Annotated in this window: 24 protein-coding genes and 1 pseudogene; 7 read left to right on the top strand and 18 right to left on the bottom strand. The window is 35.4% G+C overall.

Annotation, left to right across the window (positions count from 1 at the left end; translation table 11 throughout):
• Positions 1 to 407: 407 nt before the first annotated feature.
• From MHH71_RS02145 to MHH71_RS02115, 7 genes are all read right to left on the bottom strand, one after another.
• Positions 408 to 2,504, bottom strand: a complete 2,097-nt coding sequence (locus tag MHH71_RS02145) for a HelD family protein (protein ID WP_006095041.1) — start codon at positions 2,502 to 2,504, stop codon at positions 408 to 410.
• A gap of 338 nt (positions 2,505 to 2,842) precedes the next feature.
• Positions 2,843 to 3,604 (bottom strand): LLM class flavin-dependent oxidoreductase, encoded by a 762-nt coding sequence (locus tag MHH71_RS02140; protein WP_006095040.1) that lies wholly within the window; start codon positions 3,602 to 3,604, stop codon positions 2,843 to 2,845.
• A 13-nt stretch (positions 3,605 to 3,617) separates the two neighbouring features.
• Positions 3,618 to 3,848, bottom strand: coding sequence for an LLM class flavin-dependent oxidoreductase (locus MHH71_RS02135; RefSeq protein WP_240516947.1), 231 nt, complete (start codon positions 3,846 to 3,848; stop codon positions 3,618 to 3,620).
• Positions 3,849 to 3,940: 92 nt separating this feature from the next.
• Positions 3,941 to 4,228: a hypothetical protein gene (locus MHH71_RS02130; protein ID WP_003197969.1), complete on the bottom strand. Its 288-nt coding sequence runs from the start codon at positions 4,226 to 4,228 to the stop codon at positions 3,941 to 3,943.
• 588 nt (positions 4,229 to 4,816) lie between these two features.
• Entirely contained in the window at positions 4,817 to 5,194 is a 378-nt protein-coding gene (locus tag MHH71_RS02125) for a gamma-glutamylcyclotransferase family protein (RefSeq protein ID WP_006095045.1), read from the bottom strand.
• A 23-nt stretch (positions 5,195 to 5,217) separates the two neighbouring features.
• A complete protein-coding gene (gene recQ / locus MHH71_RS02120; RefSeq protein WP_006095046.1) occupies positions 5,218 to 7,335 on the bottom strand; it encodes a DNA helicase RecQ in 2,118 nt (705 codons plus the stop codon).
• A gap of 49 nt (positions 7,336 to 7,384) precedes the next feature.
• Positions 7,385 to 8,299, bottom strand: a complete 915-nt coding sequence (locus MHH71_RS02115) for a LysR family transcriptional regulator (RefSeq protein WP_006095047.1) — start codon at positions 8,297 to 8,299, stop codon at positions 7,385 to 7,387.
• 125 nt (positions 8,300 to 8,424) lie between these two features.
• On the opposite strand from MHH71_RS02115, the gene MHH71_RS02110 reads away from it, so the two are divergent.
• Together MHH71_RS02110 and MHH71_RS02105 are read left to right on the top strand one after the other, a co-directional pair.
• Positions 8,425 to 9,687, top strand: a complete 1,263-nt coding sequence (locus MHH71_RS02110; protein ID WP_033796208.1) for an APC family permease — start codon at positions 8,425 to 8,427, stop codon at positions 9,685 to 9,687.
• Between the two features lie 978 nt (positions 9,688 to 10,665).
• Complete coding sequence (locus MHH71_RS02105) at positions 10,666 to 11,028, top strand: hypothetical protein (protein ID WP_006095048.1); 363 nt, start codon at positions 10,666 to 10,668, stop codon at positions 11,026 to 11,028.
• Positions 11,029 to 11,370: 342 nt separating this feature from the next.
• Here the strand turns inward: MHH71_RS02105 and MHH71_RS02100 are convergent, their stop codons facing one another.
• Both MHH71_RS02100 and ppaC read right to left on the bottom strand, forming a co-directional pair.
• Positions 11,371 to 11,823, bottom strand: a complete 453-nt coding sequence (locus MHH71_RS02100; protein WP_006095049.1) for a DUF6884 domain-containing protein — start codon at positions 11,821 to 11,823, stop codon at positions 11,371 to 11,373.
• A 282-nt stretch (positions 11,824 to 12,105) separates the two neighbouring features.
• Positions 12,106 to 13,038: a manganese-dependent inorganic pyrophosphatase gene (gene ppaC / locus MHH71_RS02095; RefSeq protein WP_003198092.1), complete on the bottom strand. Its 933-nt coding sequence runs from the start codon at positions 13,036 to 13,038 to the stop codon at positions 12,106 to 12,108.
• Positions 13,039 to 13,237: 199 nt separating this feature from the next.
• On the opposite strand from ppaC, the gene MHH71_RS02090 reads away from it, so the two are divergent.
• Positions 13,238 to 14,044: an alpha/beta fold hydrolase gene (locus MHH71_RS02090; RefSeq protein ID WP_006095051.1), complete on the top strand. Its 807-nt coding sequence runs from the start codon at positions 13,238 to 13,240 to the stop codon at positions 14,042 to 14,044.
• Positions 14,045 to 14,411: 367 nt separating this feature from the next.
• Here MHH71_RS02090 and MHH71_RS02085 read toward each other — a convergent pair.
• From MHH71_RS02085 to MHH71_RS02055, 7 genes and pseudogenes are all read right to left on the bottom strand, one after another.
• Positions 14,412 to 14,595 (bottom strand): annotated as a pseudogene (locus MHH71_RS02085) (carboxymuconolactone decarboxylase family protein); the annotation flags it as partial.
• A 44-nt stretch (positions 14,596 to 14,639) separates the two neighbouring features.
• On the bottom strand, positions 14,640 to 16,130 hold the full coding sequence (locus tag MHH71_RS02080) for an alanine/glycine:cation symporter family protein (RefSeq protein WP_018780634.1): 1,491 nt from the start codon (positions 16,128 to 16,130) through the stop codon (positions 14,640 to 14,642).
• Between the two features lie 113 nt (positions 16,131 to 16,243).
• Positions 16,244 to 17,728, bottom strand: a complete 1,485-nt coding sequence (locus MHH71_RS02075) for an aldehyde dehydrogenase family protein (RefSeq protein WP_006095054.1) — start codon at positions 17,726 to 17,728, stop codon at positions 16,244 to 16,246.
• Between the two features lie 20 nt (positions 17,729 to 17,748).
• On the bottom strand, positions 17,749 to 18,645 hold the full coding sequence (dapA, locus tag MHH71_RS02070) for a 4-hydroxy-tetrahydrodipicolinate synthase (protein ID WP_033796206.1): 897 nt from the start codon (positions 18,643 to 18,645) through the stop codon (positions 17,749 to 17,751).
• Positions 18,646 to 18,697: 52 nt separating this feature from the next.
• Positions 18,698 to 19,651, bottom strand: a complete 954-nt coding sequence (locus MHH71_RS02065) for a proline racemase family protein (protein WP_033798917.1) — start codon at positions 19,649 to 19,651, stop codon at positions 18,698 to 18,700.
• Entirely contained in the window at positions 19,648 to 20,685 is a 1,038-nt protein-coding gene (locus MHH71_RS02060; protein WP_018780638.1) for a proline racemase family protein, read from the bottom strand. The genes MHH71_RS02065 and MHH71_RS02060 overlap by 4 nt, the downstream gene beginning before the upstream one ends.
• Positions 20,682 to 21,857, bottom strand: coding sequence for an NAD(P)/FAD-dependent oxidoreductase (locus tag MHH71_RS02055; protein ID WP_033798918.1), 1,176 nt, complete (start codon positions 21,855 to 21,857; stop codon positions 20,682 to 20,684). The genes MHH71_RS02060 and MHH71_RS02055 overlap by 4 nt, the downstream gene beginning before the upstream one ends.
• A 180-nt stretch (positions 21,858 to 22,037) precedes the next feature.
• Here MHH71_RS02055 and MHH71_RS02050 point away from each other — a divergent pair, with 180 nt between their 5' ends.
• The 4 genes from MHH71_RS02050 to MHH71_RS02035 all read left to right on the top strand — a co-directional run bounded on the left by MHH71_RS02050 (position 22,038) and on the right by MHH71_RS02035 (position 25,615).
• Positions 22,038 to 23,699: a sigma-54 interaction domain-containing protein gene (locus MHH71_RS02050; protein ID WP_006095059.1), complete on the top strand. Its 1,662-nt coding sequence runs from the start codon at positions 22,038 to 22,040 to the stop codon at positions 23,697 to 23,699.
• 73 nt (positions 23,700 to 23,772) lie between these two features.
• The gene (locus MHH71_RS02045; RefSeq protein WP_018765669.1) at positions 23,773 to 24,045 is read left to right on the top strand and encodes a (2Fe-2S)-binding protein; all 273 of its coding nucleotides are present in this window, start codon (positions 23,773 to 23,775) and stop codon (positions 24,043 to 24,045) included.
• A complete protein-coding gene (locus MHH71_RS02040; RefSeq protein ID WP_018780641.1) occupies positions 24,042 to 24,374 on the top strand; it encodes a (2Fe-2S)-binding protein in 333 nt (110 codons plus the stop codon). The genes MHH71_RS02045 and MHH71_RS02040 overlap by 4 nt, the downstream gene beginning before the upstream one ends.
• Positions 24,371 to 25,615 carry an NAD(P)/FAD-dependent oxidoreductase gene (locus MHH71_RS02035; protein ID WP_033798919.1) on the top strand — a complete coding sequence of 415 codons (1,245 nt, stop codon included), beginning with the start codon at positions 24,371 to 24,373 and terminating at the stop codon, positions 25,613 to 25,615. The genes MHH71_RS02040 and MHH71_RS02035 overlap by 4 nt, the downstream gene beginning before the upstream one ends.
• Before the next feature lie 152 nt (positions 25,616 to 25,767).
• Here MHH71_RS02035 and MHH71_RS02030 read toward each other — a convergent pair whose 3' ends face one another.
• Positions 25,768 to 26,076 carry a YxcD family protein gene (locus MHH71_RS02030; RefSeq protein WP_018765672.1) on the bottom strand — a complete coding sequence of 103 codons (309 nt, stop codon included), beginning with the start codon at positions 26,074 to 26,076 and terminating at the stop codon, positions 25,768 to 25,770.
• The gene (locus MHH71_RS02025) at positions 26,064 to 26,513 is read right to left on the bottom strand and encodes a hypothetical protein (RefSeq protein ID WP_003198066.1); all 450 of its coding nucleotides are present in this window, start codon (positions 26,511 to 26,513) and stop codon (positions 26,064 to 26,066) included. The genes MHH71_RS02030 and MHH71_RS02025 overlap by 13 nt, the downstream gene beginning before the upstream one ends.
• Positions 26,514 to 26,690 lie beyond the last annotated feature (177 nt).

The raw sequence follows: 26,690 nt of genomic DNA, 5'->3' as shown, positions 1-26,690 counted from the left end.
TCATACAGTGTTCTTATCTCTTTTTTACTTTATATGATGGCAGAATGGATTGTGGAGGAAACAAATCAGGAATCGTATTTCATCAGAGTTTATACATAAAGAGATCAAAGTTTTTACTCAAGACATACTAAAAACTGCTCCTATTAAGAAGTTTAGGCTGTGGAGAAATTCTTCTCCACAGCCTATGTTTGTTCCTGAACCGCTTAAAAAAATATTCACTATAGGAGATAGCACTCATAGCCGTTAAGTTAAGAAATTCATTATTCTCTAAAACTAAAAAATACGCTGCATTCTCAAAAGAACTAACTGTAGAGAAAGAAAATTTTCGTTTTGGGGGTATTTAATTTCGTTAGGTTGATGACGATGGGGTGCTACCCCATTACTTGAAAATCCTCTTGAAACATCTATTATTTACTTTCATAAAACTCTTCTTGTATTCCTTGAATTAAAGGTGATGCTTCCCCAGAATAGAAAATCCGTAAATCATGGAGAGATCTCGTGCAGCCAACGTATAATAGTTTCGCATCATGCTTTGTACCTTTATAATGTACTTCATCAACATCGATAAGAAGTACCGCATCAAATTCTAGCCCTTTTGCTAAATACACAGGTACAACTGAAATACCACCCTCATATTTACTTTGGTTTGCTTCGATGACGTTAGCAGTGATTCCTGTAGCTGTTAACTTTTCATATATATCACGACATTCATCATCTGTTCTTCCTATAACAGCAATCGTCTTCACATTTTCACTCTGCATATGTTGTAGAGTCTTTACAATTGCGGCAAATTGATTGTCCGTAGAAATAACCTTTACTTTCTCACCACTACGGAAAACAGGGGTTGCGAGCCCTACTGGAATTTCAGCATTTTTAATGACTTCATTTGCAAATTCAATAATTTCTTTTGTAGAACGATAACTCCTCGTCAGTTCATAATAACCGGTTTCTTGAAATACTTCTTTAAAGTCATTCCAGTCTTCAATCCCTTGATAATCATATATTGCTTGCGATAAATCACCTAAAATCGTAAACGAGTTACCCATTGTAATTTCTTTTAATATATAAATTTGGAATGGTGAAAAATCTTGTGCTTCATCTATAACAACATGGTGGAATTTTTGCCCGATTTCGATACCTGCTAATCGATGGTGAATATGAATAAGAGGTGCTAAATCTTCTACATACACTTCTTTTTTACGACAATTTTTTTCTGTTTCCTGAACAAGTTCTTCAGGTAAAACTTCCAATATTTCTTTTTGCTTCATCATCGAACTATAAAATGATACCGGGCTCATTTTAGGCCAAAATTTCATATAGGCATTTAATCTCTTTGTAGCTTCTTTTTTTAATGCTTTTTTCTCATTTGTTCCTTCAAACTTTTTAAGTTCAATCTCAATCCAGCGCTTTATTCGGCCGACTAATCTTTCTCTACGCTTCCTTAATGGATAGTGCTTATATTCCACTTGCATCCATTTTCTAATTTCTTCTACTGTAATAGATGCTTTATCCCATGCCTCAAAATCTTTTGTTGGTAATAAATTCTTTTCAAATTGAACAATATTTTCTTCAATAAATGACTTAAATTTCATCGTTCCTTTTAATTTACCGAGCATAACCTTTTTATCATCGCGATTTATCGAAAAAGCTTCTTTCAACTTTTCGTCAGTATCTTTCAATTTCACCGCATCATCTAATGTATTTAGCGCCCAATCTTGAAATGTTGTTTGCCTAATATTTCCTACACCAAGTTCAGGAAGTACACTAGAAATATAATCTAAAAACAAACTGTTTGGAGCAAATACAATCATTCTCTCTGCCTCTAGCTGCTCGCGATATTCATAAATTAAAAAAGCAAGGCGATGTAAAGCGATTGTTGTTTTTCCGCTTCCTGCAACCCCTTGAATTAATAATGGCATGTTTTTCTCTGCACGAATAATGTCATTTTGTTCAGATTGTATCGTCGAAACGATATCTTTTAATTTATTATCCTTGTTTTCACCTAATCGATATAGAAGAAAATCATCTGCAAGAGATACATCTTCACTTCCTTTTACATATGTATCAACAACACGTTCCAGTTCTCTTTTGCGAATAGCAATGTTCCTTTTTAAATACACATCGCCCTCTACTAAGCCATCTGGTGAATGATAAAAAGCCGGTTCTTCACCACCAGTAAATGAATAAAACATACTAGCAACAGGTGCGCGCCAGTCAATAACAATTGGTTTCATCGTTTCTTCATCAGAAACACCTACTTTACCAATATAAATCGGGTTTGGTTCTGGCTGTCCATCCTCCTGAAAATCTAATCGCCCAAAGTATGGTTCTTGCACACCAATACGTAGGTTTTGCCGATTTGACTCCCTCATACTTTCAAGTATTTGTTCTTTAAAATCCTCGCCATAGTAAACTGGAATTTTTTCCAATTTGTCTAGTTGTTCATCCATTGTAGATAAAGTTTTTTTCATCCGCTGTAATTCTTCTTCAAATATAGTACTCATAATGCTGATTCCCTCCTGTCCGTTCGAATTTTTCAGTCGAGATACAATTGTATAAAAAATACATTTATAAAGTCAATAGTTCGAGCTGGAATTTTCTAAAATATAAGAATACAAGAAAAAATCCCGCCTTTTTTCACTATTCATTATTTAATTTTTTTCTTTTATACGATAAACATTCGTACAAAAATGTTCATTGATAAAATAGATAAAGGCATAAATAAAATCCCATCGCCATCAAATATGAAATTTATATGCTAAATTCACTTATTAAGCTATTAATTCCCAGTCGGAGTAAATAAAACCATCTTTTTTGAAGTGTAATTGGTCCTATCAATTTTTCACTTACATACTGGAACTACATACTTGCCAAATAAGTCTAAGGATGAAAGCACTTTATGATGTTCTAATCCACCAAAATTCATTACTGCCATAAAATTCGTAACACCTATTTCCCTGTAGGACTGAATTTGTTTAATAACTTCATCAGGACTTCCTATTACTGGATTGAATTTATGTTTAAGGTCTTCATATGAGATATTCGTCCCACGCGGAGTATTCATAAATAGTTGATAAGGATCTTTTGCATTGGATTCAGCATCTACATATGTTTCACCAACATGAACATGAAATGCAACAGGGATTTCCAACTCTTCTGGATTACCGTATCCTGATTTCAGATACATATTTTTGTATGTATCAATCAGCTTTGCTAATTCATCCCGTGATTTACTAAACCCAAGGCCCATGAAATTGCTTCCCATACTAGCAACATGACTAACACCTTTTTCACTAGAGGTTGCAATCCAGTGAGGTGGAAACGGAGCTTGTATTGGCTGGACATTAAGTTTAAGATCATTGTATTGAAAAAACTTTCCTTGATGGGAAAAAGGCTTACCTGACCACGCCTTACGTAACACTTCTAGAGATTCGTTAAAACGCTCAGTTTTGTCCTCCAATGAAATATTATAACCATCAAATTCCTTCTGTGCATATCCACTACCTAACCCCAAATCTAATCTTCCATTTGATAAAAGATCAACCATCGCATAATCTTCAGCAACTCGTATAGGGTTGTGTAATGGAAGTACTGAAACACCCACACCAAGGCGAATTCTATTCGTCCTTTGAGATACCGCAGCTCCTTTGAGATACCGCAGCGAGCAGAACTGCTGGAGAGGGATTAATACCAAAATCTGAGAAATGATGTTCTGTAAACCATACTCCGTCAAAATTCATTTCTTCAGCCCGAATGGCTTGCTCCAATACCTCATTATAGAATTGTCTAGAAGTTCGGGATAATTGATCGGGGTAATTGTCGAATATTGTTAATGTACTAAATTTCATTTCATATCGCTCCTGATAATTTTATTTAGCTTCTTTATTTCACGGATTGTTTTCAAGAAATCTAGATGATAATGCACTTAAAAATAATCACTCTAATTTTCCGAATCATTCCACCTACGGCTGATTTCTAAACCATAATCCATATCATAAACTTCTTTTATAGCTTTAACCTTTTCAAGACTCTCTTGGCTAAATACAGGTTTGTTTTCAAAAGCATGAAGAACTATTCTTTCAAGAAGAACGCCTAGTGAAATATCATGATACTCTGCCATCGCTTTCAAAACTTTTACCATTCTTTTTTCCATTCTAATGCCAGTTTGTACACGTTCAACTTTAATTTTTTGATCTTTTCCACTCATTTTTTCATTATGTTGTTTCATAATCACACACCCTTCTCGCTAAAAAAAACAATATTTTGTTACCTATATAACAGTGTACTATTATAACAATATCGCGTATTTTGTCAATTGTATCATTATATTATCGATTTAACATAATGGAGTCTCGCCCCATCACTATCAAGATAATATAAAGTGAAACTTTAATCAGTGGGGGTTGTCTTCATCCCCCACTGATTATTAGTTGAACGAATCGGGCTTTTACGGGCAGTTGATCCCCCACCTAACTTCTTTAGAAAAGCGTAAGCGGCTCGCTCAGAATCGCAGGACGTTGGAGCCCCCGACAGAGAGGCGCTTTTTGCCTCGTCCGAGAGGGCGAAACGACCGGAGATTCTAGCCGCTAGAGCTGGACAATGCTTTCGCTGAATTTTGAGGTGGGGGTCTTACTGCCCGTTAATGCGGGATAAACTTCTATCCACATAATGAAAAAACGCTATTCTTTTTGTAGAAATATACAGAAAGAATGGCGTTTTTGATATAAATTTATCGATTTCTGATGAACTAGAATTGGTTTCTAAAGAATTGCAACGATGCATGTATACGGGATAATTCCTTACTTCCCTTATCGATTCAATTTCGATAACTCGCCCAATCACCAGTAATTATTAGTCTCTGTAACATCCCGTCATTTTGTGCAATATAGACATATGCCCCTATACTTCTATCCCCAAAATAGATGGTCTGTGTAATCCGATCATATAAATCTTTTTCTGGATTACCTGTATATTCTTCAAGTTCATCTAACTTTTTTAAAATCTCATCACTTACTTCATATACTTCTCCATATACCTTATTATCACTCGAAAGAATCATTGCAGGATAACCTTCATTTGTATCAAATAGTTTCCCATGAGTCCATGCTTCTTCAGCTATACATGTTGCCCCATGTAAATAATGGGCATTTGCTTGTTGTTTTCTTAAAGTGCCATAAACAAAAACATAGTGCATTTCCCTGTCCCCTTAATACTTCTCTATTTTCTTATTTGTAAATAAGCACGAATCATAAAGTAACTCACTTCATCTGGAAGTTGTTCTTTAATAGATTTTAATCCGCCTTCGGCATGTTGTACTGCTGATTCAATAAGAGATTCGTATTCTGCTGGAACGAAACTTGGCCAATCTACTTCCATACCTTCTTCATAACAACGAATTAAGTGGTTTTCGACAGTTTGGCGTGATAAGTCTCGTTCTTTGGCAATTGTAATTAACTCGGTTCCCTGTTTATACATTTCATACGTTTCTAAGTGAGAATTTGCTGATGCTTTTCCAGATTTTTTTCGTTCCGTAACAACTTCTGTTTTCATCGTTTCAGCGTAATCTGGGTTTTGTTCCATAAAATGAATAACTGCTTGTAAGAAGTGAGAACCATACTTCGCAAGTTTATGCTCCCCAATCCCTTTTACTTGTAGTAACTCAGTTTCACTTTGTGGCATTTTCGCACACATATCTTTTAACGTTTGATCAGAGAAAATAACAAACGGTGGTACGCCTTCTCCTTGTGCAATTTCTTTCCGCACTTCACGTAATATCTCAAACAGTGGATGGTCCCCTACAATCTGTCTTGTTTCTACTCTTTCTTTCCGTAACACATTTTCATTTCCGAGTAATACTTCTTTCCCTTTGGCTGTTACTTTTAAGGTTGGATACGTCCCGTGTTCCACCGCAATTAATTCTTCTGAAATTAAAAACTCAATAAACTCACTTACTTCTTTTACGCTACGGTTCGATAAAAGACCGTAAGTTGGTAATGTATGAAAATTAAATTCAATTACTTTTTTATTTTTTGATCCCGTTAATACTTGTGCAATCATTTGCTTTCCAAATCGCTGGTTTGTTCGAATCATACACGATAAGACCATTTGTGATTCTCTCGTAACGTCGACGCTCTCACGTTCATCCGTACAATTCCCGCAGCGTCCACAATCTTCTTTTGGCTCTTCTCCAAAGTACTCTAAAATAAATGATTGTAAACATTGTTCTGTATGGCAGTAATCTGTCATATGTTGCAGTTTTTCAAGTTCATTTGAGAAACGTGATTCCCCAGTAGATTGATCAATTAAAAAACGCTGCACTTGTACATCCTGAGAAGAATATAACAAAATACATTCACTATCTAATCCATCACGACCAGCACGTCCTGCTTCTTGATAATAACTTTCCATATTTTTCGGGAGTTGATAATGAATCACATAACGAATGTTTGATTTATCTATCCCCATACCAAATGCAGATGTCGCTACCATAACACTCACTTCATCACGTAAAAATCGCTCTTGCTGTTCATTTCGATCATGATCATTCATTCCAGCATGATAACGTGCAACTGAAACGCCTGCTTTATATAAATCTTCATACAACTGATCAACAACTTTTCTTGTCGCTGCATAAATAATTCCAGATTCCTTTTTATTTTGACGAATATAATCCGCTAAATATGCATTTCGGTCCTGTCCTTTGATTACTGAGAACGATAAATTTTCCCGTTCAAACGTTGTCATAATTGTATTCTTTTGATCAATTTCTAGCGTACGACAAATATCTTCACGCACTTGTGGTGTTGCAGTCGCAGTTAACGCAAGTACAAGTGGTTTTTCTGGAAGATAGTCCAATATACGATGTATATGTAAATAACTTGGACGAAAATCATGCCCCCACTGCGAAATACAATGGGCTTCGTCAATTGCGATCATCGGTATCTTCATATCAATTAATTGATCTACAAATTCCATTGAATCAAGACGCTCCGGCGCCACATATAACAACTTATAATGACCTTGTTTCGCTAATTGGATTCGTTGATTTGCTTCTGTAATTGAAATAGAACTATTAATATATGTAGCTGAAATCCCGTTTTGTACTAATGTATCTACTTGATCTTTCATAAGTGAGATCAAAGGTGAGATAACTAATGTCGTCCCCTCAAATACTAGTGCTGGAATTTGATAACAAATTGATTTGCCACCGCCTGTTGGCATAATACAAACTGTATCTTTTCCAGCCAATACATTTTTAATTGTTTCATCCTGCCCTCTACGGAATGACGAGTAGCCAAAATAGGAAGCTAAAAGTTCTTGTGCTTTTGTAAACAAAAAAGATTCACCTGCTTTTCTTAGTCTTTCATCTATTAATATTATATCATTAGTTAAAAGTTACTGTACTCTCTACTTCTCTCCATCCCTTCACATGCTTACGAATAATCATTAAAAACTCATGTAAAGCTGGAGAAAACCATTTATTTTTATGATATACAAGTTGTGTTGCAAACTTTGCTTCATTTAAAATAACAGCTTGTAGTTTCTTGTCTTTCTGCTCTTGCCCAACCGTAATAATTGGTAATAAAGAAATTCCTAATCCGCACATGACACATTGCTTTATCGCCTCAATGCTCCAAAATTCAAATGTACTTTCATGCTGAATGCCTTGTCTTTGTAAATAATGCTCAAAAAATGCTCGATAACTGCAACCACGTTCCGTATACAAAAACGTTTCCTCTTGAGAAAATTGGACATCTTGCGAATCTGTTTGTGTCACAGTGTAATCTTTTGGAAAAACAAATGCCATTTGCTCCATGACAAGTTGCTCAATATTTAAATCCTCTTCATGACGCTCAGTGTCTAAGAGGAAAGCAATATCTATATTTCCACTCTTTAAATCATTTCTCAATTCCCGACACGTTGAAGCTTTTAATGTAATTTTTACTTTTGGATACTTCTTTTTATATTCATGAAGAATAGAGGGCAAGCGGTAAATTGTTAATGATTCTGGGGCACCAATTACAATTTTTCCAGTAATCTCATTATCCACACTTGGGATTTGTTTTGCTTTCTCAGACAAAGCAATCATTTCATTTGCATAAGGCAGTAGATGCTTTCCTACATCTGTTAACACCATTTTTTTCCCTAATCGATTGAATAAAGGCTGTCCCATTTCTTGTTCAATTGCTTGAATATGCCCTGTTACAGTAGATTGTGCATATCCTAAATAGTCGGCTGCCCGTGTATATCCTCCTAACTCAACAATTGTTTTAAATGTTTTTAAATGCCGAATCTCCATCTCAAGCTCTCCATTCTAACATCGCAATTTCCGATTAATAACTTCATATATATCTATTTTACTGATAGATAAACTCGAATTACAATAGAAGAAACACAATTTTTCAAAAGGAGATGTATACATATATGAGAAAGAAAAAATTAGGACCAGTACTGCTCAGCGGTTTAATTATTGGTCCAATTTTAGGGTCTGGGATTATTTTACTTCCTCCACTGATCTACAAAACAACTGGAGATTATGCCATTATCGCTTGGCTACTTATTATGGGAATTGGTTTTCTATTCGCTTCCTTATTTGGTAAGTTAAGTATTCTCTTTCCTAGTGAATCTGGGGTTGCACATGCGGTAGATCAAGCTTTTGGACCTTCTATGAAGCAATTAACTTCTATTTTCTTTATCATAGCAGGTTGTCTAGGACCTACAGCTGTTCTTATGACAGCCAGTCAATATATAGCGGCTTTATTTTCAAACTTTAAAGTTCCATTAGAGGGAATTGGTTTTCTTTTAATGTGCCTTTGTGTATTGATTTTATTATTAGATATATCATCTATTGGAAAAATATCATTTGTATTTTCAACAGCTGCAACCGTTCTTTTATTGAGCGGTGGAATTCGTTCTATCCCTCATTTTCGATCGGAACAGCTAGTTCAAACATCTTTTTCTTTTGGAGATTTTGGATATAGTATTTTATTGCTCTTTTGGGCTTTAGTAGGTTGGGAGATTATTGGGAATTACAGTATGGATGTCAAAAATCGAAAAAAAACCATCCCACAAGCAATTACGATAAGCACACTTACTGTAACGGTTGTTTGTCTTGTCGTGGCAGGCGCCACACAATGGATTGTAATTCCTAGTTCACATCAAGAAGACTTACGAATAACAGCCATATTAGCTACTTTATTTGGAGAGTTTGCTGTTCCTCTTATCGCTTTTATTACTACTGTTCTTTGCATGAGTACATATTTATTAGTTGTTGGCGGGGTCTCGCGTCTTATCGCTTCCGAAGCAAAATATATAAAGAAATTATATACACTTTCCTATCGTACGAAATCGAATGTATCAATCTATTCTTTACTTTTCTTAATCGGCGTACATACCATTGTATTTATCTGTCTTTATAACGATTTCATTACAGTAGAACAAATTGTAGCCATTGCAAATGCTTTCTTTATCTGTAATGCCATTTGTGGAATCTTTGCAGCATATAAATTATTACCAGGTCTCTTTAACAAAATTCTTTCTTTAAGTTTGATTGTCTGTTTTCTTATCATTCTCTCTTTCTCTTCCATCTGGATTTTAATAAGTATTGGAATACTAGTTGGTTTCTATGGGTTACAGTACTTCAAAAACAGACCAAATACTTATGAAAAGGAAATTTCAATACGATAATGAAAAGAAAAGATTCTCATTTAAACTATTTCTCACACAAATTACAGATTCATTCCCATAATATATCCACATCAAATTAAGGGAGGTTTATTTATAAAACGCAACAATAATCTAATTGTTTTTCGCTCTTCGAATAAACAACTCAAGGTTTCTAATCGTGATGCTTGGAAATATGAATCTCTTTATAAATATAGACCTTTATTCTCGTATAGGAAGATTTTCACAGCTCTTTTCAATCTCTTTTTCAAGAATACAAAACGTTAATATCTTTCATATAAAGTTTCTCAACATATAACCTATGGACTTCATTCATTACAATTGATAACGTTTAATTAATCTGTTGGATTAAAGCCCCTTCTTACGACCTGCTTCTTACTTGCAGGTCTTTTTTATTCCTTCATTACTCTATGAATTGAACACAAGCGTAAAAATTCGACATATATATGGCTACCGTAAATGTCTGCTTAAAATTTTTTCTCAATACACAAAACCCTTTCCATTTGTTACGATAAAAGTACTCCAGATGGGTTATTGCTCATCAACATTATCTAGTTAAAGGGACCTGCTGCGGGAAGTAGGTCTCTTTGACTTTTTCTGAAAGGTTTCTTATAGCCCCCATACTAGACATTCATTTGGACACATTTACCAGGTTTCTTTCCAAGAAATTCATGCTAAGATTACTTTGTCGAGTTCGACATTCTCGACAATACCCTTATGAATCCCTGCAACTTCCCTTGCAGGGATTCATTTCTTTTATATTCACTTTTAATAACATCTACTTCAACTAAATTCCCTATAATTTACTCAAGAATATTTTCTTTAAAATTCTGCATAAATCCAACTCTATAATATTTTTTATCTTCTAGAAATCCCTTAATAATATTTACAGTAATCTTTTACCATTTGCCTTACCACTTTACATTTAACATATATCGATATATTTTATTAATATCTTTTTTATTTGTAGGAGGAAACGTATTGATTAATGCACTAGGTCTCGCTTTTATTCTTTCTAATAAACCTGAAAAGAAGAAAAAAGTCTATCTTAATGATAGATTTGCACTAATAGACATTATTGAATCTAAAAATGTATATGATTCTGAAGGTAACCCACTAGTAGAGCTAACATGTAAATATAGTATTTATTTGGATGAAAAATACTATTGTAAATCTCTCGAAGACTACACTGGACAAGTATTTCCTTTCCTAAGTGCAAAAATTGGAAAAGGTCTTGTTAGAAATTCAAATTATTATTTTTCATATGTTGATGTATACGATAAAAAACCACCAGTTAAAGAGATAAGAAACCTTATGAAGCAAGTAATAAACTATAACGTTTAGTATGTTCTAAATGGAAATTCTCTTAAAAATAGAAGCACCCAATTTGGGTGCTTTCCACTTATATTCTTTTGTTTTGGTTGTTGTACTAAAGACTGACAATATCTACATAACATAATTACCTCTCCCACTAACCCATTCCATGTTCAGCTGTATGCACTGGGAAATTAACATCTTTTACATCAACAAAAAATGGATCGCCCATTAACTCCTCATCTAGCTTTTTTCCTTATAAGTCTATATTTCTAACAATACATAGCACCCTTATGTACAATATAAAGTGAAACTTTAATCAGCGGGGGCTTACTGCCCGTTAATGCGGGATAAATCGAGTTCTTTTAACTTTTACTGAATCTCGTTATGATTTTCAACCGCCCACTTCAACCTCTGCAGCATATATCCAATTCCTTTACAGCCTTCTAACGGATAGGAAATCATTTCTTCCGGATATAACTTTGTCACTACTTTTTTATGCTTCTTGCCTGCAAGCAGGACAATTTCATTAAAGTCTAATAATTTCTTTTCAATCATTTGTCTTTTTAGTTGTTCCATACTAATAATCTCATTACTTTTCGAATTAAAAGCAAGATCATAGTTTTTTTCTACTATATCAGTTGACAGTAAAAATCCATGTTTAGCTGATAAAATAACCCAGTGTGAAAAAAATTGCGAAGCATATGCTTGGCATGCTTTTCCGAATGGACTAATGTATACATCCTTTGCTTCTGTTGGTCCCTTATCAGGATACTGATCCCAGATTTTCTTTTTTCCACATGGAATGATGCATAGCCTTTTCATTATTCCCTTTTTCCCTCTTTTCTCTTTCGATCCTATATATAATTTGTTTTATTTTTTCATTATTACTTTTAAGACATAGTAATTACTAATGAAATCATAGCATTTTTAATTCACAGATAAAAATATCAGGTTTTTCTTTTCTTCCTACCCAAGTTCCATTTTCCCTAAATGAAACATTAAAATAACAGACCTTAATATCCGAAATTTTATGCTTCCTAAAAACAAAAAAGGACAAGCAGACTATATATCTGTTTGTCCTTTCCTTTTCATCCAAAACTTCTCTTATAGAGTTTGGAACGTTTCTGTTAATACAGGAACGATTTGTTTTTTACGAGATACAACACCTTTTAAAGTTGCTGTATTGTTTTCTAATGTTACATTGTATGCTTTTTCAACAACTTGTGTCGCTTTACCGATAGCAAGACCAACAGAATCGTTAGTTAAGATATCAGTCACAACGAATAAGAATAGGTCTAAACCTTTTTCTTCTACTACTGCAGAGATTACTTTTTCTAATTCCGCTTGGTGTACAAGAACGTCGTTTGTATCAACAGCGTTTACTTGTGCGATTTCAACTTTTGCATCGCCCATTTGGAATTCTTTTGCGTCAAGAGAGATTAATTGCTCCATTGTTTTACCGCTTAAATCTGCACCAGCTTTTAACATTTCTAAGCCGTAGCTTTCCGCGTCAACACCAGCGATTTCCGCTAATTCACGAGCTGCAGCTACGTCTTGTTCTGTGCAAGTTGGAGATTTAAATAGTAAAGAATCTGAGATAATTGCAGATAACATTAAACCTGCAACTTCTTTACGAATTGCAACGCCGTTTTCTTTGTACATTTTGTTTAAGATTGTAGCTGTACAACCAACTGGCTCGCAACGGTAGTATAAAGGATCGCTTGTCTCAAAGTTAGCAATACGGTGATGATCGATAACTTCTAACACACGAACAGATTCGATATCGTTAGCACTTTGTTGACGTTCGTTATGGTCAACTAAAATCACGTTGTCCACTTCGTTTGCTACTGTTTCAACAAAACGCGGTCCTTCTACTTTAAAATGATCTAACGCAAATTGAGTTTCACCGCTGATTTCACCTAAACGTACAGGCTCAGCATTCATTCCTAATTCTTTTTTCAGCTCTGCATAAGCAATTGCAGAACAAATTGCATCTGTGTCTGGGTTTTTATGCCCGAAAACTAGTACTTTTTCCATGATTTCCACCTCTTCATGAAAAGGATATCTTAAAGAAGCAAATATGACAATATTTTAAACACATTTTTTATAAATAAAATAAAGGTTCTGCCCTATTTTACACAAAAAAACATCTTACTTCTCCTATATAAGAGGAAAAAAACATGAAAAGCAGAATAAAATCATAAAAAGTCCATTTATTAAAAGGAGGTTTTCCGTTATGCCTATTATCAAGCTTGAAAATGGTGTGAACTTATACTACGAAGAGCGCGGAGAAGGTACGCCCATTCTTTTTATTCACGGCGTCTGGATGAGCAGCCGTTTTTTTCATAAACAAATCCCTTATTTCAGTGAAAAATATCGTGCGATTTCAATTGACTTACGAAGTCACGGGCGCTCTCCCCATATTGAAACTGGACATACAATTACAAACTATGCCCATGATGTGCATGCTTTTATAGAAAGTTTATCTTTAAAAGATGTTATCTTAGTCGGTTGGTCAATGGGAGCATTTGTTGTATGGGAATATATAAAGCAATTTGGAGAACAAAATATTAAAGGTTCTGTTATTGTTGATGAATTAGCATCAGATTTTAAATGGCCCGATTTCCCTATTGGTGCCTTTGATTTCCCAACACTTATTCATTTCATGAGTGAAGTTCAAACAAATCAAGTTGAGTTTCTAAAGGGTTTTATCCCTCTCATGTTTAAAAATCCCCTTTCTACAGAAGATTCAACTTGGATGCTTGAGGAGGTAACAAAGGTTCCAGCATCTATTGCGAGCGCGATTTTATTCGATCAATCTGTTGTTGATTATCGGAAAGAATTAAATGCAATTACAAAACCAACTTTACTTTGTTTCGGTAGAGAAGAAAAATTAATTCCAGTTGCTGCGGGCGAACATTTACACGCACATATTAATAACTCTCAACTCGTTATTTTCGAAAACAGCTGTCATTGTCCATTTCTAGAAGAAGCTGACCATTTTAACAATGTGCTACATTCTTTTATTCAATCACTGTCATAACGTATTTTTCAAAGGACCTAGTATGTTAAAACTTTAAAACTCATTTTTTAATCAAAACAAAAAGGCCATTTAAAACAATGGCCTTTAAAATTAATTTCTGCACAATTCCTTTTACTCAAAATTTTTATCTTCTATTTTATTAAGTTCGCCCCTTACCCACGATGCTTCTAAAGTATCTTCTAGGAAACGAGAAACCAACTTTAATTCATTTGGATTATATCTATTTAAAAATCGAATAACTCCTCTATTAATTTCATCATGCAACACCTGATGTAAGTAAAACAGTTCTTTTCCTAAAGAAGTTGTTTTAAATAAGAATTCCTTTTTATTATTTGGAATCGTTTCTGTCGTGATTAATTTTTTAGTAACTAATCCCTAACGCAATGAGCTGTTTTTCGCGTTTTGTTAATACACCTTCCTGGAAACAAGCTTGTGTAAATGCATGATATGTTTCTGTGATTTCTGGAATTGGTTTTAAAAAATTTCCAATGCCTTCTTTATAAATGAAGTAATACATCATTTATAAAACCATGTTGTTGATATATTATCATAAAAGATAGAATTTTCAGTTTTTTAACCTTAAAAATATATAACGCTACAATTTCACACTATCATCTACTGGTACTTTTCTTCTAGAAATTTCATTTTCACCTTCTTTACACTTTTCTTCCCAAAATACAACACCTTCAAGCCCTACTTTTTTAGGGTCAAATATTGGATCTTTTCCTTCTTTTTTCTGCGTTTCATAATCTTTTAATACTTTTAATGCCGTCTTACTTAACAATAAAATCGCTAAAAGATTCAGCCATGCCATACTGCCTATCCCTAAATCTCCAAGATTCCATAAAAGTGAAGCTGATTCCACACTACCGACGTAAACCATAATTAAAAATCCGAATTTCAAAATCGTTTTTAACCATTTAAATTTCAATTTATGATCCAAGTAAGTAAGTGTAGTTTCGGCAATATAGTAATATGCTAGTAGAGTTGTGAATGCAAAGAAAAAGATTGCGATTGAAATAAATAATGGACCAAAACCTGTCATAACAGTTTCAACTGCTTGTTGTGTATAAATTGGCCCTGCTTCAACATTCCCCATATTTTTCACAATGGCGCTCTTTCCTTCAGGTATGACATTGTACATCCCTGTTATTAAAACCATAAGAGCTGTTGCTGTACATACAACAATTGTATCGATGTAAACCGAAAATGCTTGTACTAACCCTTGTTTAGCAGGATGTGATACTTCAGCAGCTGCAGAGCTATACGTTGCTTCTCCAACACCAGCAACATTTGAAAATACAGCTCGTTTCACTCCCCATGCAATGGCTGCCCCAACAATTCCGCCAAACATTTCATCGATTCCAAATGCACTTGAGAAAATAAGTGTGAACATATTAGGGATTTCCGTTATATTAGCAATTAAAACGATACATGTAACAATTACATAACCAATTGCCATAAACGGTACTAGAGTTTGAGAAACAGCAGCAATTCTCTTTACTCCGCCAAAAATAATCGCTGCCAGCAATACAACTAAAAATACACCAGTCATATATTTACTAATACCAGAAGAATTTTCAAATCCAACCGCAATGCTACTTGATTGAATCCCTGGCAATAAAACGCCATATGAAATCGTCACGACAACCGCTACAATGACGGCAAACCATTTTATTTTTAAGCCTTTTTCAATAAAATATGGTGTACCACCTCGATATTCATTTCCTACCTTACTTTTATACACTTGAGCAAGCGTTGACTCAACGAATGCACTAGCTGCTCCTAATAGAGCCATCACCCACATCCAAAACACAGCTCCTGGACCACCAAAAGCAATAGCTGTCGCTACACCAGCAATATTTCCAATTCCGACCCGGCCCGATAACGCTAAACAAAATGCTTGAAATGAAGATATCCCGGTCTCTGAGCTCTTTCCTTCAAATAATAGTTTGATCATCTCTTTAAAATACCGAATTTGTAAAAAACGAGTAGCAATTGTGAAATACACGCCTGCTCCTAACGCAAAAATAACTAATCCTATACTCCATACTTGTCCTACTAACCACTCTACTAACTTTTCCATCCCAATCCCCCTCATAATTGTGTGAAAAAGAGTTATTTATTGCGTGCTTAAAAAATAAAACGGACAACCTCACCGTTCATTCAAGTTGTCCGTTCACTCTTCCTATTTGATCATTATTTTATATTAACCCAAACACTCTTTACTTCCGTGTAGTTATCAAGTGCATACGATCCTAATTCGCGCCCAATTCCGGATTGTTTATATCCGCCAAATGGTGCCGCTGCATTTTCTAAATTATAATCATTAATCCAAACGGTCCCTGCCTTTAATTTATTTGCGACTTGATGTCCAGTTTTAATATTTTGTGTCCATACACCTGCTGCTAATCCGTAAGAAGAGCTATTCGCTCTTTCAATTACTTCCTCAGTCGAATCAAATGGCATAACTACAACGACTGGTCCAAATATTTCTTCCTTTGCGATTGTCATATCATCTGTAACATTTGTAAAAACTGTGGGCTGCACAAAATAACCTTTTTCAAATGCCCGTTCTCCCCCAGCTACAACTGTTGCTCCTTCAGCCATTCCTTGTTCAATATACTTTAGCACACGCTCTTGTTGTTTTTTAGATACGAGCGGGCCCATTTCTGTATCCTTTTCCATCCCAGCACCAAGCTTAACTTTATTCGCCATTTCTACAAGTTCATCTACTACTCTTTCATAATGTTTCCGATGAACGAACACACGAGATCCTGCGCTACAGTTTTGACCATGATTATACATAATGCCTTGGAAGGCACCATTAATAGCTTCAGATAAATCGGCATCTTCTAAAATAATATTTGGTGACTTACCTCCAAGTTCTAACGTTACATGTTTAATTGTTTCAGCAGATTGACGCATAATATATTTCCCTGTAACTGTCGAACCTGTGAAAGCTACTTTATTAATATCATGATGGTTTACGATTGCTGCTCCTGCTTCTTGTCCGAAACCTGGAACAAAATTTACAACACCGTTTGGAAATCCCGCCTCTTTAAAAAGCTTTGCAGCATATAGTAAAGATAACGGTGTTTGCTCTGCTGGTTTTAATACAATCGTACATCCTGTCGCAAGAGCAGCACCCATTTTCCAAGCGGACATAACTAACGGATAATTCCAAGGAATAATTTGACCAACAACCCCAATCGGTTCATGACGTGTATAATTTAAATAATCTTTTGAAATAGGAATTGTTTGTCCTACAATTTTTGTAGTCCAACCAGCATAATACCGGTAATTTTCTACTGTCGCTGGAATATCATCTTCAAGCGCAATTTGATACGGTTTCCCATTATCTAAAGCTTCTAGCTGCGCTAATTCTTCTTTATGTTCTTCAATTAAATCAGCTAATTTATATATAAGATGTGCTCTTTCTGCAGTAGTCATTTCAGACCAAGGGCCCGTTTCAAAAGCTTCTCTTGCAGCTTTCGTCGCTACATCAATATCTTCCACTTGCGCCTCACTCACTACCGCAAGAACATCCTCTGTAGCCGGATTATATGTTTTAAACGTCTTTCCACTAATAGAAGGAACAAATTCACCATTAATAAACAATTTGATTTCTTCATTTAAAAACGCTTTTACTTTTGATTTTAGCTCCATGTTTGTCGTTAACATATTTTCCCCTCCTCCTTAGTTTAAACAGCTGAATTAGCCGTTATTTGTAATAAAATCTGTTGAAGTTTTTGATCTTCTTCCTGTGTCAATCCTAATCTTGGATAACGAGATGGACCTCCAGTTTGTCCGTGTAACTCCATTGCACGTTTAACAATTTGTACGTATTTCCCTGACCCTTCTAGGAATTCACAAAGAGGCAAAATTGTATCATTAATCTCCCATGCATTTTCGAACTCTCCATTTTGAAAATGCTCATACATTTTTGTAACAAGTCCCGGAACGATATTACCCGCCACAGAGACCCATCCAGTAGCACCAACTAAATATGATTCCATAACTAAATCTTCGGATCCGCAAAAGACTTGAAAAGCACTCTCTCCTTGTCTTACTAAATCTCTCACTTTACGAATATCTCCGCTAGATTCTTTAATATGTGTAACATTTTCACATTCTTTTCCTATTCGAAGCATAAGCTCTATACTCATGTCAACACCAGAGGTAAACGGGTTATTGTATAACATAATTGGTATATTTACAGCATTTGAGATTTCTTTAAAATGAAAGTAGATTTCTTCTTCTTTCGGTTTACAATAATAAGAGTTAATAATTAATGCACAATCTGCGCCATGAGCTTCTGCATGCTTCGTATATTCAATCGTTTCTTTCGTCGTCTCTGCAGCAGTTCCAACAATTACAGGAATGCGTCCATCAACTTCTTTTAATACCGTTTCCACCATCTTAAATCGTTCTTTTTTTGATAAACTAACAAATTCTCCCGTACTTCCATTAATAATGATGCCGGCAACCTTCTGCTCAATAAAATAGTTTACGTTCTGTTTCACTCCGTTCCAATCAATCTCTTGAAATTCATCCATCGGAGTAATTAATACTGGAAATGCTCCTTTTATACTTTTCATCATATTCTCTCCCTTACATTTCATTTACTTTTTCCACATACTGTATTAACCGTTATTTTAATAAAAATCCTACTGGAAATGGATCAGTAGGGTCTAATACAAATGTTTGCATACCTGTAATAAACCCTCTGCTTGTGAAAGTAAATGTATATCCTTTCTCTTTCTTATTCACTTTTTGCACCTTCACAAAACTATTAAAAATACTCTCATTAATAAAAGGTTCTTCCGTACGTACATCACCTATAGAAAGGCTACTTATATACGAAACACTTGTTGATGCGAATCCAGGCGAACGCACAATATAGTCGTCATCCTGAAACGTAATTGTTTTTATACGATTCTCTTTTATGTGGGAAGAATCTACTAAAACGACTCTTTTTATAAGTGGCTGCTTTGGCATGGACTCAAGTATAGCTTTCCCCCAGTTCTTTAATTCAAAAATGTTTTCAATACAAATTTCCGGAGAACATTCCTCTTTCTGAAACACTGCATATACTTGATCAGCTTGTATGAGAGAGTAGTGTATATTTCCAATAGGACTATGTAGTGGTAGATTCTCTTCGATTGAGTAACACACTTTACTTTCTAGCGATACAGAAACGACTTCATCCTTTTCTACATGTGCACGGACTAAAAACACACCGCATAGCGTTTCAATTTTGTATTGATTTGAATCGCTTTGTTTTAAGTGTCCACTTTCAAGTAACATAGTTACTACCGCGACAATCCCACCGTAATGAAGAGGAATTGCTCCTTTATGATTAAAAAATAATACAGCTGCATCAACTTCACTATGAATAGAAGGAACGACAACACATCCGTTTAAACCTATGAACCCACGTGGTTCATTTAATAAAAGCTGCATTTCCTCTGCTAATTCACCAGAAATTTGTTCATTTAGTTGTTCCAAACTATGATAGTATTTACACGGTGCGTCTTTAATTATACGAAACGCTTCACCAGCTACGTGTACATCTACTGTCATATACATTTTTTGAATCTTCATTTCACTTCCTCCGTTTCATGTTCCATCGGCGGAATTAGCAAAAATCCTTCTTTCAGTGGATCCTCTTCATTGTAAAAAAATCTATGCATTCCCATTAGCCAAGCTGAACCAGTGATCTTTGTTACTACAGCTTCAATGTTCTCCACATATGTTGTATCTATTACACTTCCTTTAAATAACGAGCCAACAATACTTTCATGAACAAATTCTTCTTGCATTGCAATTTTTTTATTAGCGTATAATACAGCTAGCTTCGCAGATGTTCCCGTACCACATGGAGAACGATCAATTCCTCCCGGTGGAACAACAACGGTATTTTTTACATGTGCCGTTTCATGGGTAGGATCTGTGTAAAATTCAATATGTGTTACCCCTTTTATAAATGAATATTGCGGATGAATAACTTCAAATTTTTCATTAATCGTATTTCTTATTTGGATCGCTTTATCAATTATTGTAGAAGCATTTTCTGGCACTAACTCTAGACCAAGCGCTTCCCCATCGATAATGGCATAAAAGTTTCCGCCATATGCGATATCAACATCTACATTTCCAATCCCTTCAACATGGACAGAAATACTCTTTAGTAAAAAAGCTGGTATATTACAAAAAGATACTTCTTTTGCTTTACCGTCTTGAACAGAAATATCCACTTCAACAAGACCAGCTGGTGTATCCAATTTCAAAGAAGTTATCGGCTCATATACAGGTATTAAACCTGATTCAACTAAAGCCGTACATACACCGATCGTATCGTGACCACACATCGGTAAATATCCACCTGTCTCTATGTAGATGACACCTATATCCGCTTCTGGATGACACGGATCTGTTAATAACGCCCCAGACATCACATCATGACCGCGCGGTTCATTCATTAACAATTTACGGATCCAGTCATACTCTTTCTTCATATGAAGCATTTTTTCTGCCATGTTCTCTCCTATTAACTTTGGAAGTCCGCTAATTAACGTCCTCGTAGGATTTCCACCTGTATGCGTATCAATCGTCGTAAAGACTCTTTGTGACCTCATCCGTTTAACACCCTTTCTGTAAAACGATTCAAACGAAGCGGTTCAATCGGAATTGATGTTTCTCTTTCGTTTAAGAGCTCTTCAATAACTTTCCCTGTAACTGCTGCGAGACTAATTCCATCCCCTTCATGTCCTGCAGCGATATAATAGTTTGGAATATGTTCTACTCGTGAAATGATCGGCAAATGATCTTCTGTCCATGGACGCAGGCCAGCGTAAGAACGAATAACCATCATATCTGCCATTTTCGGATAAAAACGAATCGCTCGATTCGCAATACACTTAATTACTTCGTTGTTTATCCTCGTATGAAATCCTACAAATTCTCTACTACTACCAATTAAAAAATTTTGACTTTCTGTTGGTTCAAACACGAGAGCTACACCGTATTTTTCAGTCAAAGCATCGACTTTCCGTTTCCCACCAAACTTAGAAATTAAATAACCAAATTCCATTACTTTGCGAGAGCCTACATGTTGTTGCCTTGAAGCTACGATAATATGCCCTTTTCTTGGCTCAATCGGTATAGATAGGTCCAACATTTCTCCAATTTTAGGGGCCCATACTCCCGCTGCGTTCACAATTTGCTTTGCAGTAAACGTTCCATTTGTCGTTTCTACAATAAAGGAACCATCTATGGCTCTCCTCATTTCTTTTACTTCTGTATGCTTAAAAGATTTTGCCCCCAATTTTTTCGCTTCTGCAAGAAGTGAAAAAGCAAGGAGATACGGATTTACAGTCGAATCTGTTGCACATTCTAAACCACCTAATAAATCATCAGCGAAAAACGGTGATTCTTCTCTTATGTCTTGTCTATCAAGCATCCGAAACGGTAAGCCAGCTTCTTTTTGACGATTCACCCATTTTTGAGCTGCCTCCATTTCCTCCTCTGACTCACAGACAAGAATACTTCCTGGCGCTCGGTATTCAAACGAATGTTCCAATTCTTCACTTAATTCCGTTACTAATTTTTGACTTACTAGCGACATCTGACTATCAAAGCCTGGGTCTTTATCAATGGCTAAAATGTTGCCGTCACACCGTGAAGACGTGCCACTGACAAATTCCCCCTTGTCAATGATTGTTACGTCTCTTCCATATTTTGAAGTGTAATAAGCAATAGAACAGCCAATAATTCCACCGCCTAGTATTAAAACGTCACAGTGTCTCATGCAGCCCCCTCCTTTCTTTCAAATCTCTCATCCTCTATTTATGCAATTGGTATGCCAACTCAAAATATATTTATTTTCATATGTGAGAAAAATAGATGTAAAAATATTTTGAATTTAACAGAAATAAGTGTATTATTTTTTTATCAGTGTCTAAAATTTTTCACACTACAGGAGGATAATATGGCATTTTCATTCCCATCAATAAAAGAACTTATAAAATATTTTTCAACAAATCATACATTCGACATAAGTCACATCAAACAAAAAAATGGCGAATTTTATTACCTTACTGCACATACGAAAGAATTACTTTGTGCAACTTTATATGAAGAAGACTCCTTCTCTAATTTAATCAAAGCATTTTCTAATCATTTTGCAGTCGTTATTCTCAATAAAACACAAGATCCAACACACTGTATAACTGTTACCCAAATGGTCCCTTTTCTCTATAATTCTTACAATCAATTACAGGCATTTTACAATACCGTTCTTCAAACGACAGATTCTTCAGTTACTGTTATCGACGATAATGAACGTGTTCGTACATGGACAGATGGAGCCGAAAAAATATTTTCAGTAAAACATGGAGACATTATCGGACAACCTATTACTCATTTTTTTGATTATAAAGATCTAGAAATTTTACAATCATTACATAAAGGAAAACGTATAGTAGCTCAGTATCATCAACCTCGCTCCGATCTATTTGTATTAATTAATTCAAATCCTGTTTATTGCGACAACAAAATTATCGGTGCAGTCGTTTCTGAAACGGATGTTACAAGTCAGGTTGTACTAAATGAAAAGTTATTTAATATGTCACATGAAGTGCACCGCTTAGAACAAGAAGTAGCAAAATATAAAGACACATCCGATCCCTTTCATTCCATGAAAGGAAAGAGTGCTGTCATACAGAGAACGATCCAATTGGCTAGGAAAGTTTGCTCTGTTAAATCGACCGTTTTAATACTAGGAGAAAGCGGTGTCGGAAAAGAAGTATTTGCGAAAGCGATTCATGAAGCAAGTGAGAAAGAAAATGCCCCTTTCATTTCGATTAACTGTGGTGCAATTCCAGAAGCATTATTTGAAAGTGAATTATTCGGCTATGAGCGCGGAGCTTTTTCTGGAGCGAATAGTAAAGGAAAGAAAGGCAAAATAGAACTTGCACAAGGTGGCACTTTATTTCTCGATGAAATAGGCGAAATGCCACTCGATATGCAAGTTAAGCTTTTGCGTGTACTGCAAGAACGAAAATATTATCGTGTCGGTGGAGAAAAAGAAATTAATATTGATTTTCGTGTTATTGCAGCTACAAATCGCAATTTACAAGAAGAGATGAAAAAAGGAACATTTCGTGAAGATTTATATTATCGCTTAAATGTAGTTAGCTTACACATTCCACCATTACGTGAAAGACGAGAAGACATTATAGAATTAACCTATTCTTTTTTAAACGACTTTTCAATAAATTACAAAAGGCCAATTCATGATTTCCCCCCAGAAATTATGCACGAACTCCTTCATTACGATTGGCGGGGGAATATTCGCGAGCTGCGCAACGTTATAGAAAGACTCGTCGTATTTGCAACGGACGGCATTATAAAGCAAGAATATTTACCCTTTCATACAAACAGTACTCCAGAGGAAATAGCATCTCATTATTCATTAGTCAGTAACAACAACACGATTTTTTCCTTACAAGAAGAGATGGATCAACACGAGAAAAAAGTGATCAAAAGAGCTTTACGAATTTTAAATGGTAATAAATTAGAATGTGCGAAACAACTTGGTGTAACAAGAGCTACTTTATACAACCGCTTAAAAAGACTCGGGTTACAATAAAACCTCCCCTCCTCTATATTGGCATACCTTTTGCATTATAATTTTTGTAAACCGAACTAGAGGAGGAATATACATGTCTAATAAAGAGAATTTAATTATTTGTCGTTGTGAAGAAGTTACATACGGACAACTTCAATCGACAATTACTGCATATAATTGCTCGGCTCGGGAGCTAAAACTAAGAACACGTGCTGGGATGGGCTTTTGCGGGGGGCGTACATGTAGAACGACAATAGATCGAATGATAGAAATTGCAAATCCTGGAACATCACCTCATGAGATTCCATTAAAATATCAACCACCAATACGCGCAGTAACTTTTGGAGCGGTAGGTGAAAAGCAATGAATAGAATTTTACATCATCCTATTTTAGGAAACTTAGACGATAGAAAACGTATTTCATTTCAATTTAACGATAAAGAATACGAAGCATATGAAAATGAAACGATTGCTGCTGCCCTTCTTGCAAATGGAATTAGAACGTTACGCGTTCACGAAGATAGTGGTACACCTAGAGGAATTTACTGTAACATTGGACATTGTTCTGAATGCCGCGTAACAGTTAATAATCAAATGAACGTCCGAGCGTGCTTAACTGTTGTAGAAAACGAAATGATTGTTGAAAGTGGGAAACAGCATCCAAATATTATTAGAAAGATGGTGGAAAAGCGATGATGGATGTAATTGTAATTGGCGCGGGACCAGCAGGATTAGCTGGTGCAATTGCTTGTGCTAGTTCTGGACTTAACGTACTTGTTATTGATGAATTTATGAAGCCTGGCGGACGATTGTTAGGACAATTACATCAAGAACCAACTGGAGAATGGTGGAACGGAATAAAAGAATCCGAACGCCTTCATCAAGATGCAAAAGCACTCTCAGTAGATATTCGATGCGGTGTGTCAGTATACAATTTAGAAAAAGACGAAAACATTTGGTATGTACATACAAGCATAGGTACAATTGAAGCAGACTTTGTACTACTTGCTACCGGGGCTGCTGAATACTCTATCCCACTTCCTGGCTGGACTCTTCCAGGAGTCATGTCAATTGGCGCTGCTCAAGTTATGACAAATGTTCATAGAGTCCAAGTTGGGAAAAAAGGAATTATTATCGGAGCCAATATTTTATCATTTGCAATTTTAAATGAATTACAACTAGCTGGTATTACTGTTGATCATATCGTACTCCCTGAAAAGGGTGACCTTAGCCAAAAAGCTGGTGAACCAGAGGAAGTTTTAAAGTCACTATTAAACGCTGCCCACCTTGCCCCATCAGCTTTACTACGCATCGGAAGTCGCTTTATGAAACATGACTGGATTCGAAAAGCTGGTTTAACCTTTTATCCGAATAACGGTATAAAAATAAATGGTACACCACTCCACCTTCGCAAAGCTGCAATTGAAATTATCGGAACGGATAAAGTAGAGGGTGTTCGTGTTGCTAACATTGATTCGAAAGGAAATATTATAAAAGGATCAGAAGAAATATATGAAGCAGACTTTGTTTGTATCGCAGGAGGATTATATCCACTTGCAGAGCTCGCTGCCGTAGCAGGATGCCCATTCCATTACATTCCTGAACTGGGTGGACATGTCCCATTCCATTCAGAGACAATGGAAACCCCTCTTCACGGATTATTTGTAGCTGGAAATATTACTGGAATTGAAAGTGGGAAAATTGCTATGGCGCAAGGAACTGTTGCCGGTCTTTCAATTGTTAAGCATGCTTGTACAGAATTAAACTCAGTCGGACAACAATTACAGCAAGCTATCCAGAATGTCCAGGCTGTCCGCGAACAAGCTGCAATTCAATTTAACCCAATGGTTACCGCTGGTAGACGTAAAATGAATGAACTTTGGAGTCATTTTTGTTTAAATCAGGATGATCAAAATCCGCCTCAAGAAGTTATATAATTCATTGCCTAGAGAATAGTGCCCAGCTTAGCTGGGCACACAAATGAAGAAGTAAAGGTATTCACCCTTACTTAACTACTAGGTTCATTATTTCATTAAAAATGTGCATACTAAAAGGAGCTGTTGAAATTAATCTCAACAGCTCCTTTTGACTACTCATCCGAGTTATTTAAATTCGCCAATGCGAAAATACCTTCTTCATCATCTAACTCAAGCTGTAACCTTGCCGCAAACGGATTGACATTGTATTCCCTATCAAGCCATAAGCGAAGTGCTTCAATTAAGTTTGCTTGAATTAAAATTTGCCTGCGACCATTTACTTCTACTTCAGCAGAAAAACCATAGTCATCATCATACATTAGTTCAACTAAAACTGCTTCTGGGCCAACTTGTCGCTTTTCTGCGATATACACACATAGTGCGTTTATCAGCTCTTGTTCAGAAATTTTTATCGTTTCCATACTGCTTCTTCTGCCTGTTTCTTACGTTGATTTTTGAAATATTTAAATGCTCGAATCGCTAACATTACGATACCAGCCATTACTAGCATATTTACCATGAACGCTAATACAGAACCAAGTGCTCCCATGTTTGCAAATAAACTTCCCATTAGTAGACCACCAAGACCACCTAGTAATAAACCTTTCATAAAGCTCCCTTTATTACTCTTCGGTGCTGTGTTTGATGCTTTTGTTTTTGTATCAGGGTTTGTTTTCTGTGCATTCACATTAGAATCTTTTTTGTTTAAATCAACTTTTGATTTTTGTCCTGAACTTGGTGTAAATGATTTTTGACCTGACTTGTAACTTTTCGCTGCCGCATGATCTACGAAAACAAAGCTACTAGCCCCAAAAACAACCATTAATGCAGTCATTACTGTAACGATTTTTTTCAACATATTATATCCATTCTCCTTTTACTATAGATATATGTGAAATCTATCTTTCTTTAAAATAAGAATGATAGATTTATTTTAAAGTTAAACAAAAAGTTCTTATGAACCTATTATATGAACTTTTTCTATAATAAGCAAGTGTTATTTATTTAACTTTATTAACAATTTATAAAATGACAG

The sequence above is a fragment of the Bacillus sp. FSL H8-0534 genome (assembly GCF_038005885.1).
Lineage (GTDB): Bacteria > Bacillota > Bacilli > Bacillales > Bacillaceae_G > Bacillus_A > Bacillus_A pseudomycoides.
Note: the sequence above shows the minus strand (reverse complement) of the source record. Positions and strands in the feature narration are given on the sequence as shown.

Coding starts and splice junctions, on each gene's coding strand:
- MHH71_RS02145 (WP_006095041.1), bottom strand. CDS start 2,504: ATGAGTACTATATTTGAAGAAGAATTACAGCGGATGAAAAAAACTTTA.
- MHH71_RS02135 (WP_240516947.1), bottom strand. CDS start 3,848: ATGAAATTTAGTACATTAACAATATTCGACAATTACCCCGATCAATTA.
- MHH71_RS02130 (WP_003197969.1), bottom strand. CDS start 4,228: ATGAAACAACATAATGAAAAAATGAGTGGAAAAGATCAAAAAATTAAA.
- MHH71_RS02125 (WP_006095045.1), bottom strand. CDS start 5,194: ATGCACTATGTTTTTGTTTATGGCACTTTAAGAAAACAACAAGCAAAT.
- MHH71_RS02115 (WP_006095047.1), bottom strand. CDS start 8,299: ATGGAGATTCGGCATTTAAAAACATTTAAAACAATTGTTGAGTTAGGA.
- MHH71_RS02110 (WP_033796208.1), top strand. CDS start 8,425: ATGAGAAAGAAAAAATTAGGACCAGTACTGCTCAGCGGTTTAATTATT.
- MHH71_RS02100 (WP_006095049.1), bottom strand. CDS start 11,823: ATGAAAAGGCTATGCATCATTCCATGTGGAAAAAAGAAAATCTGGGAT.
- ppaC (WP_003198092.1), bottom strand. CDS start 13,038: ATGGAAAAAGTACTAGTTTTCGGGCATAAAAACCCAGACACAGATGCA.
- MHH71_RS02090 (WP_006095051.1), top strand. CDS start 13,238: ATGCCTATTATCAAGCTTGAAAATGGTGTGAACTTATACTACGAAGAG.
- MHH71_RS02080 (WP_018780634.1), bottom strand. CDS start 16,130: ATGGAAAAGTTAGTAGAGTGGTTAGTAGGACAAGTATGGAGTATAGGA.
- MHH71_RS02075 (WP_006095054.1), bottom strand. CDS start 17,728: ATGTTAACGACAAACATGGAGCTAAAATCAAAAGTAAAAGCGTTTTTA.
- dapA (WP_033796206.1), bottom strand. CDS start 18,645: ATGAAAAGTATAAAAGGAGCATTTCCAGTATTAATTACTCCGATGGAT.
- MHH71_RS02065 (WP_033798917.1), bottom strand. CDS start 19,651: ATGAAGATTCAAAAAATGTATATGACAGTAGATGTACACGTAGCTGGT.
- MHH71_RS02060 (WP_018780638.1), bottom strand. CDS start 20,685: ATGAGGTCACAAAGAGTCTTTACGACGATTGATACGCATACAGGTGGA.
- MHH71_RS02055 (WP_033798918.1), bottom strand. CDS start 21,857: ATGAGACACTGTGACGTTTTAATACTAGGCGGTGGAATTATTGGCTGT.
- MHH71_RS02050 (WP_006095059.1), top strand. CDS start 22,038: ATGGCATTTTCATTCCCATCAATAAAAGAACTTATAAAATATTTTTCA.
- MHH71_RS02045 (WP_018765669.1), top strand. CDS start 23,773: ATGTCTAATAAAGAGAATTTAATTATTTGTCGTTGTGAAGAAGTTACA.
- MHH71_RS02040 (WP_018780641.1), top strand. CDS start 24,042: ATGAATAGAATTTTACATCATCCTATTTTAGGAAACTTAGACGATAGA.
- MHH71_RS02035 (WP_033798919.1), top strand. CDS start 24,371: ATGATGGATGTAATTGTAATTGGCGCGGGACCAGCAGGATTAGCTGGT.
- MHH71_RS02030 (WP_018765672.1), bottom strand. CDS start 26,076: ATGGAAACGATAAAAATTTCTGAACAAGAGCTGATAAACGCACTATGT.
- MHH71_RS02025 (WP_003198066.1), bottom strand. CDS start 26,513: ATGTTGAAAAAAATCGTTACAGTAATGACTGCATTAATGGTTGTTTTT.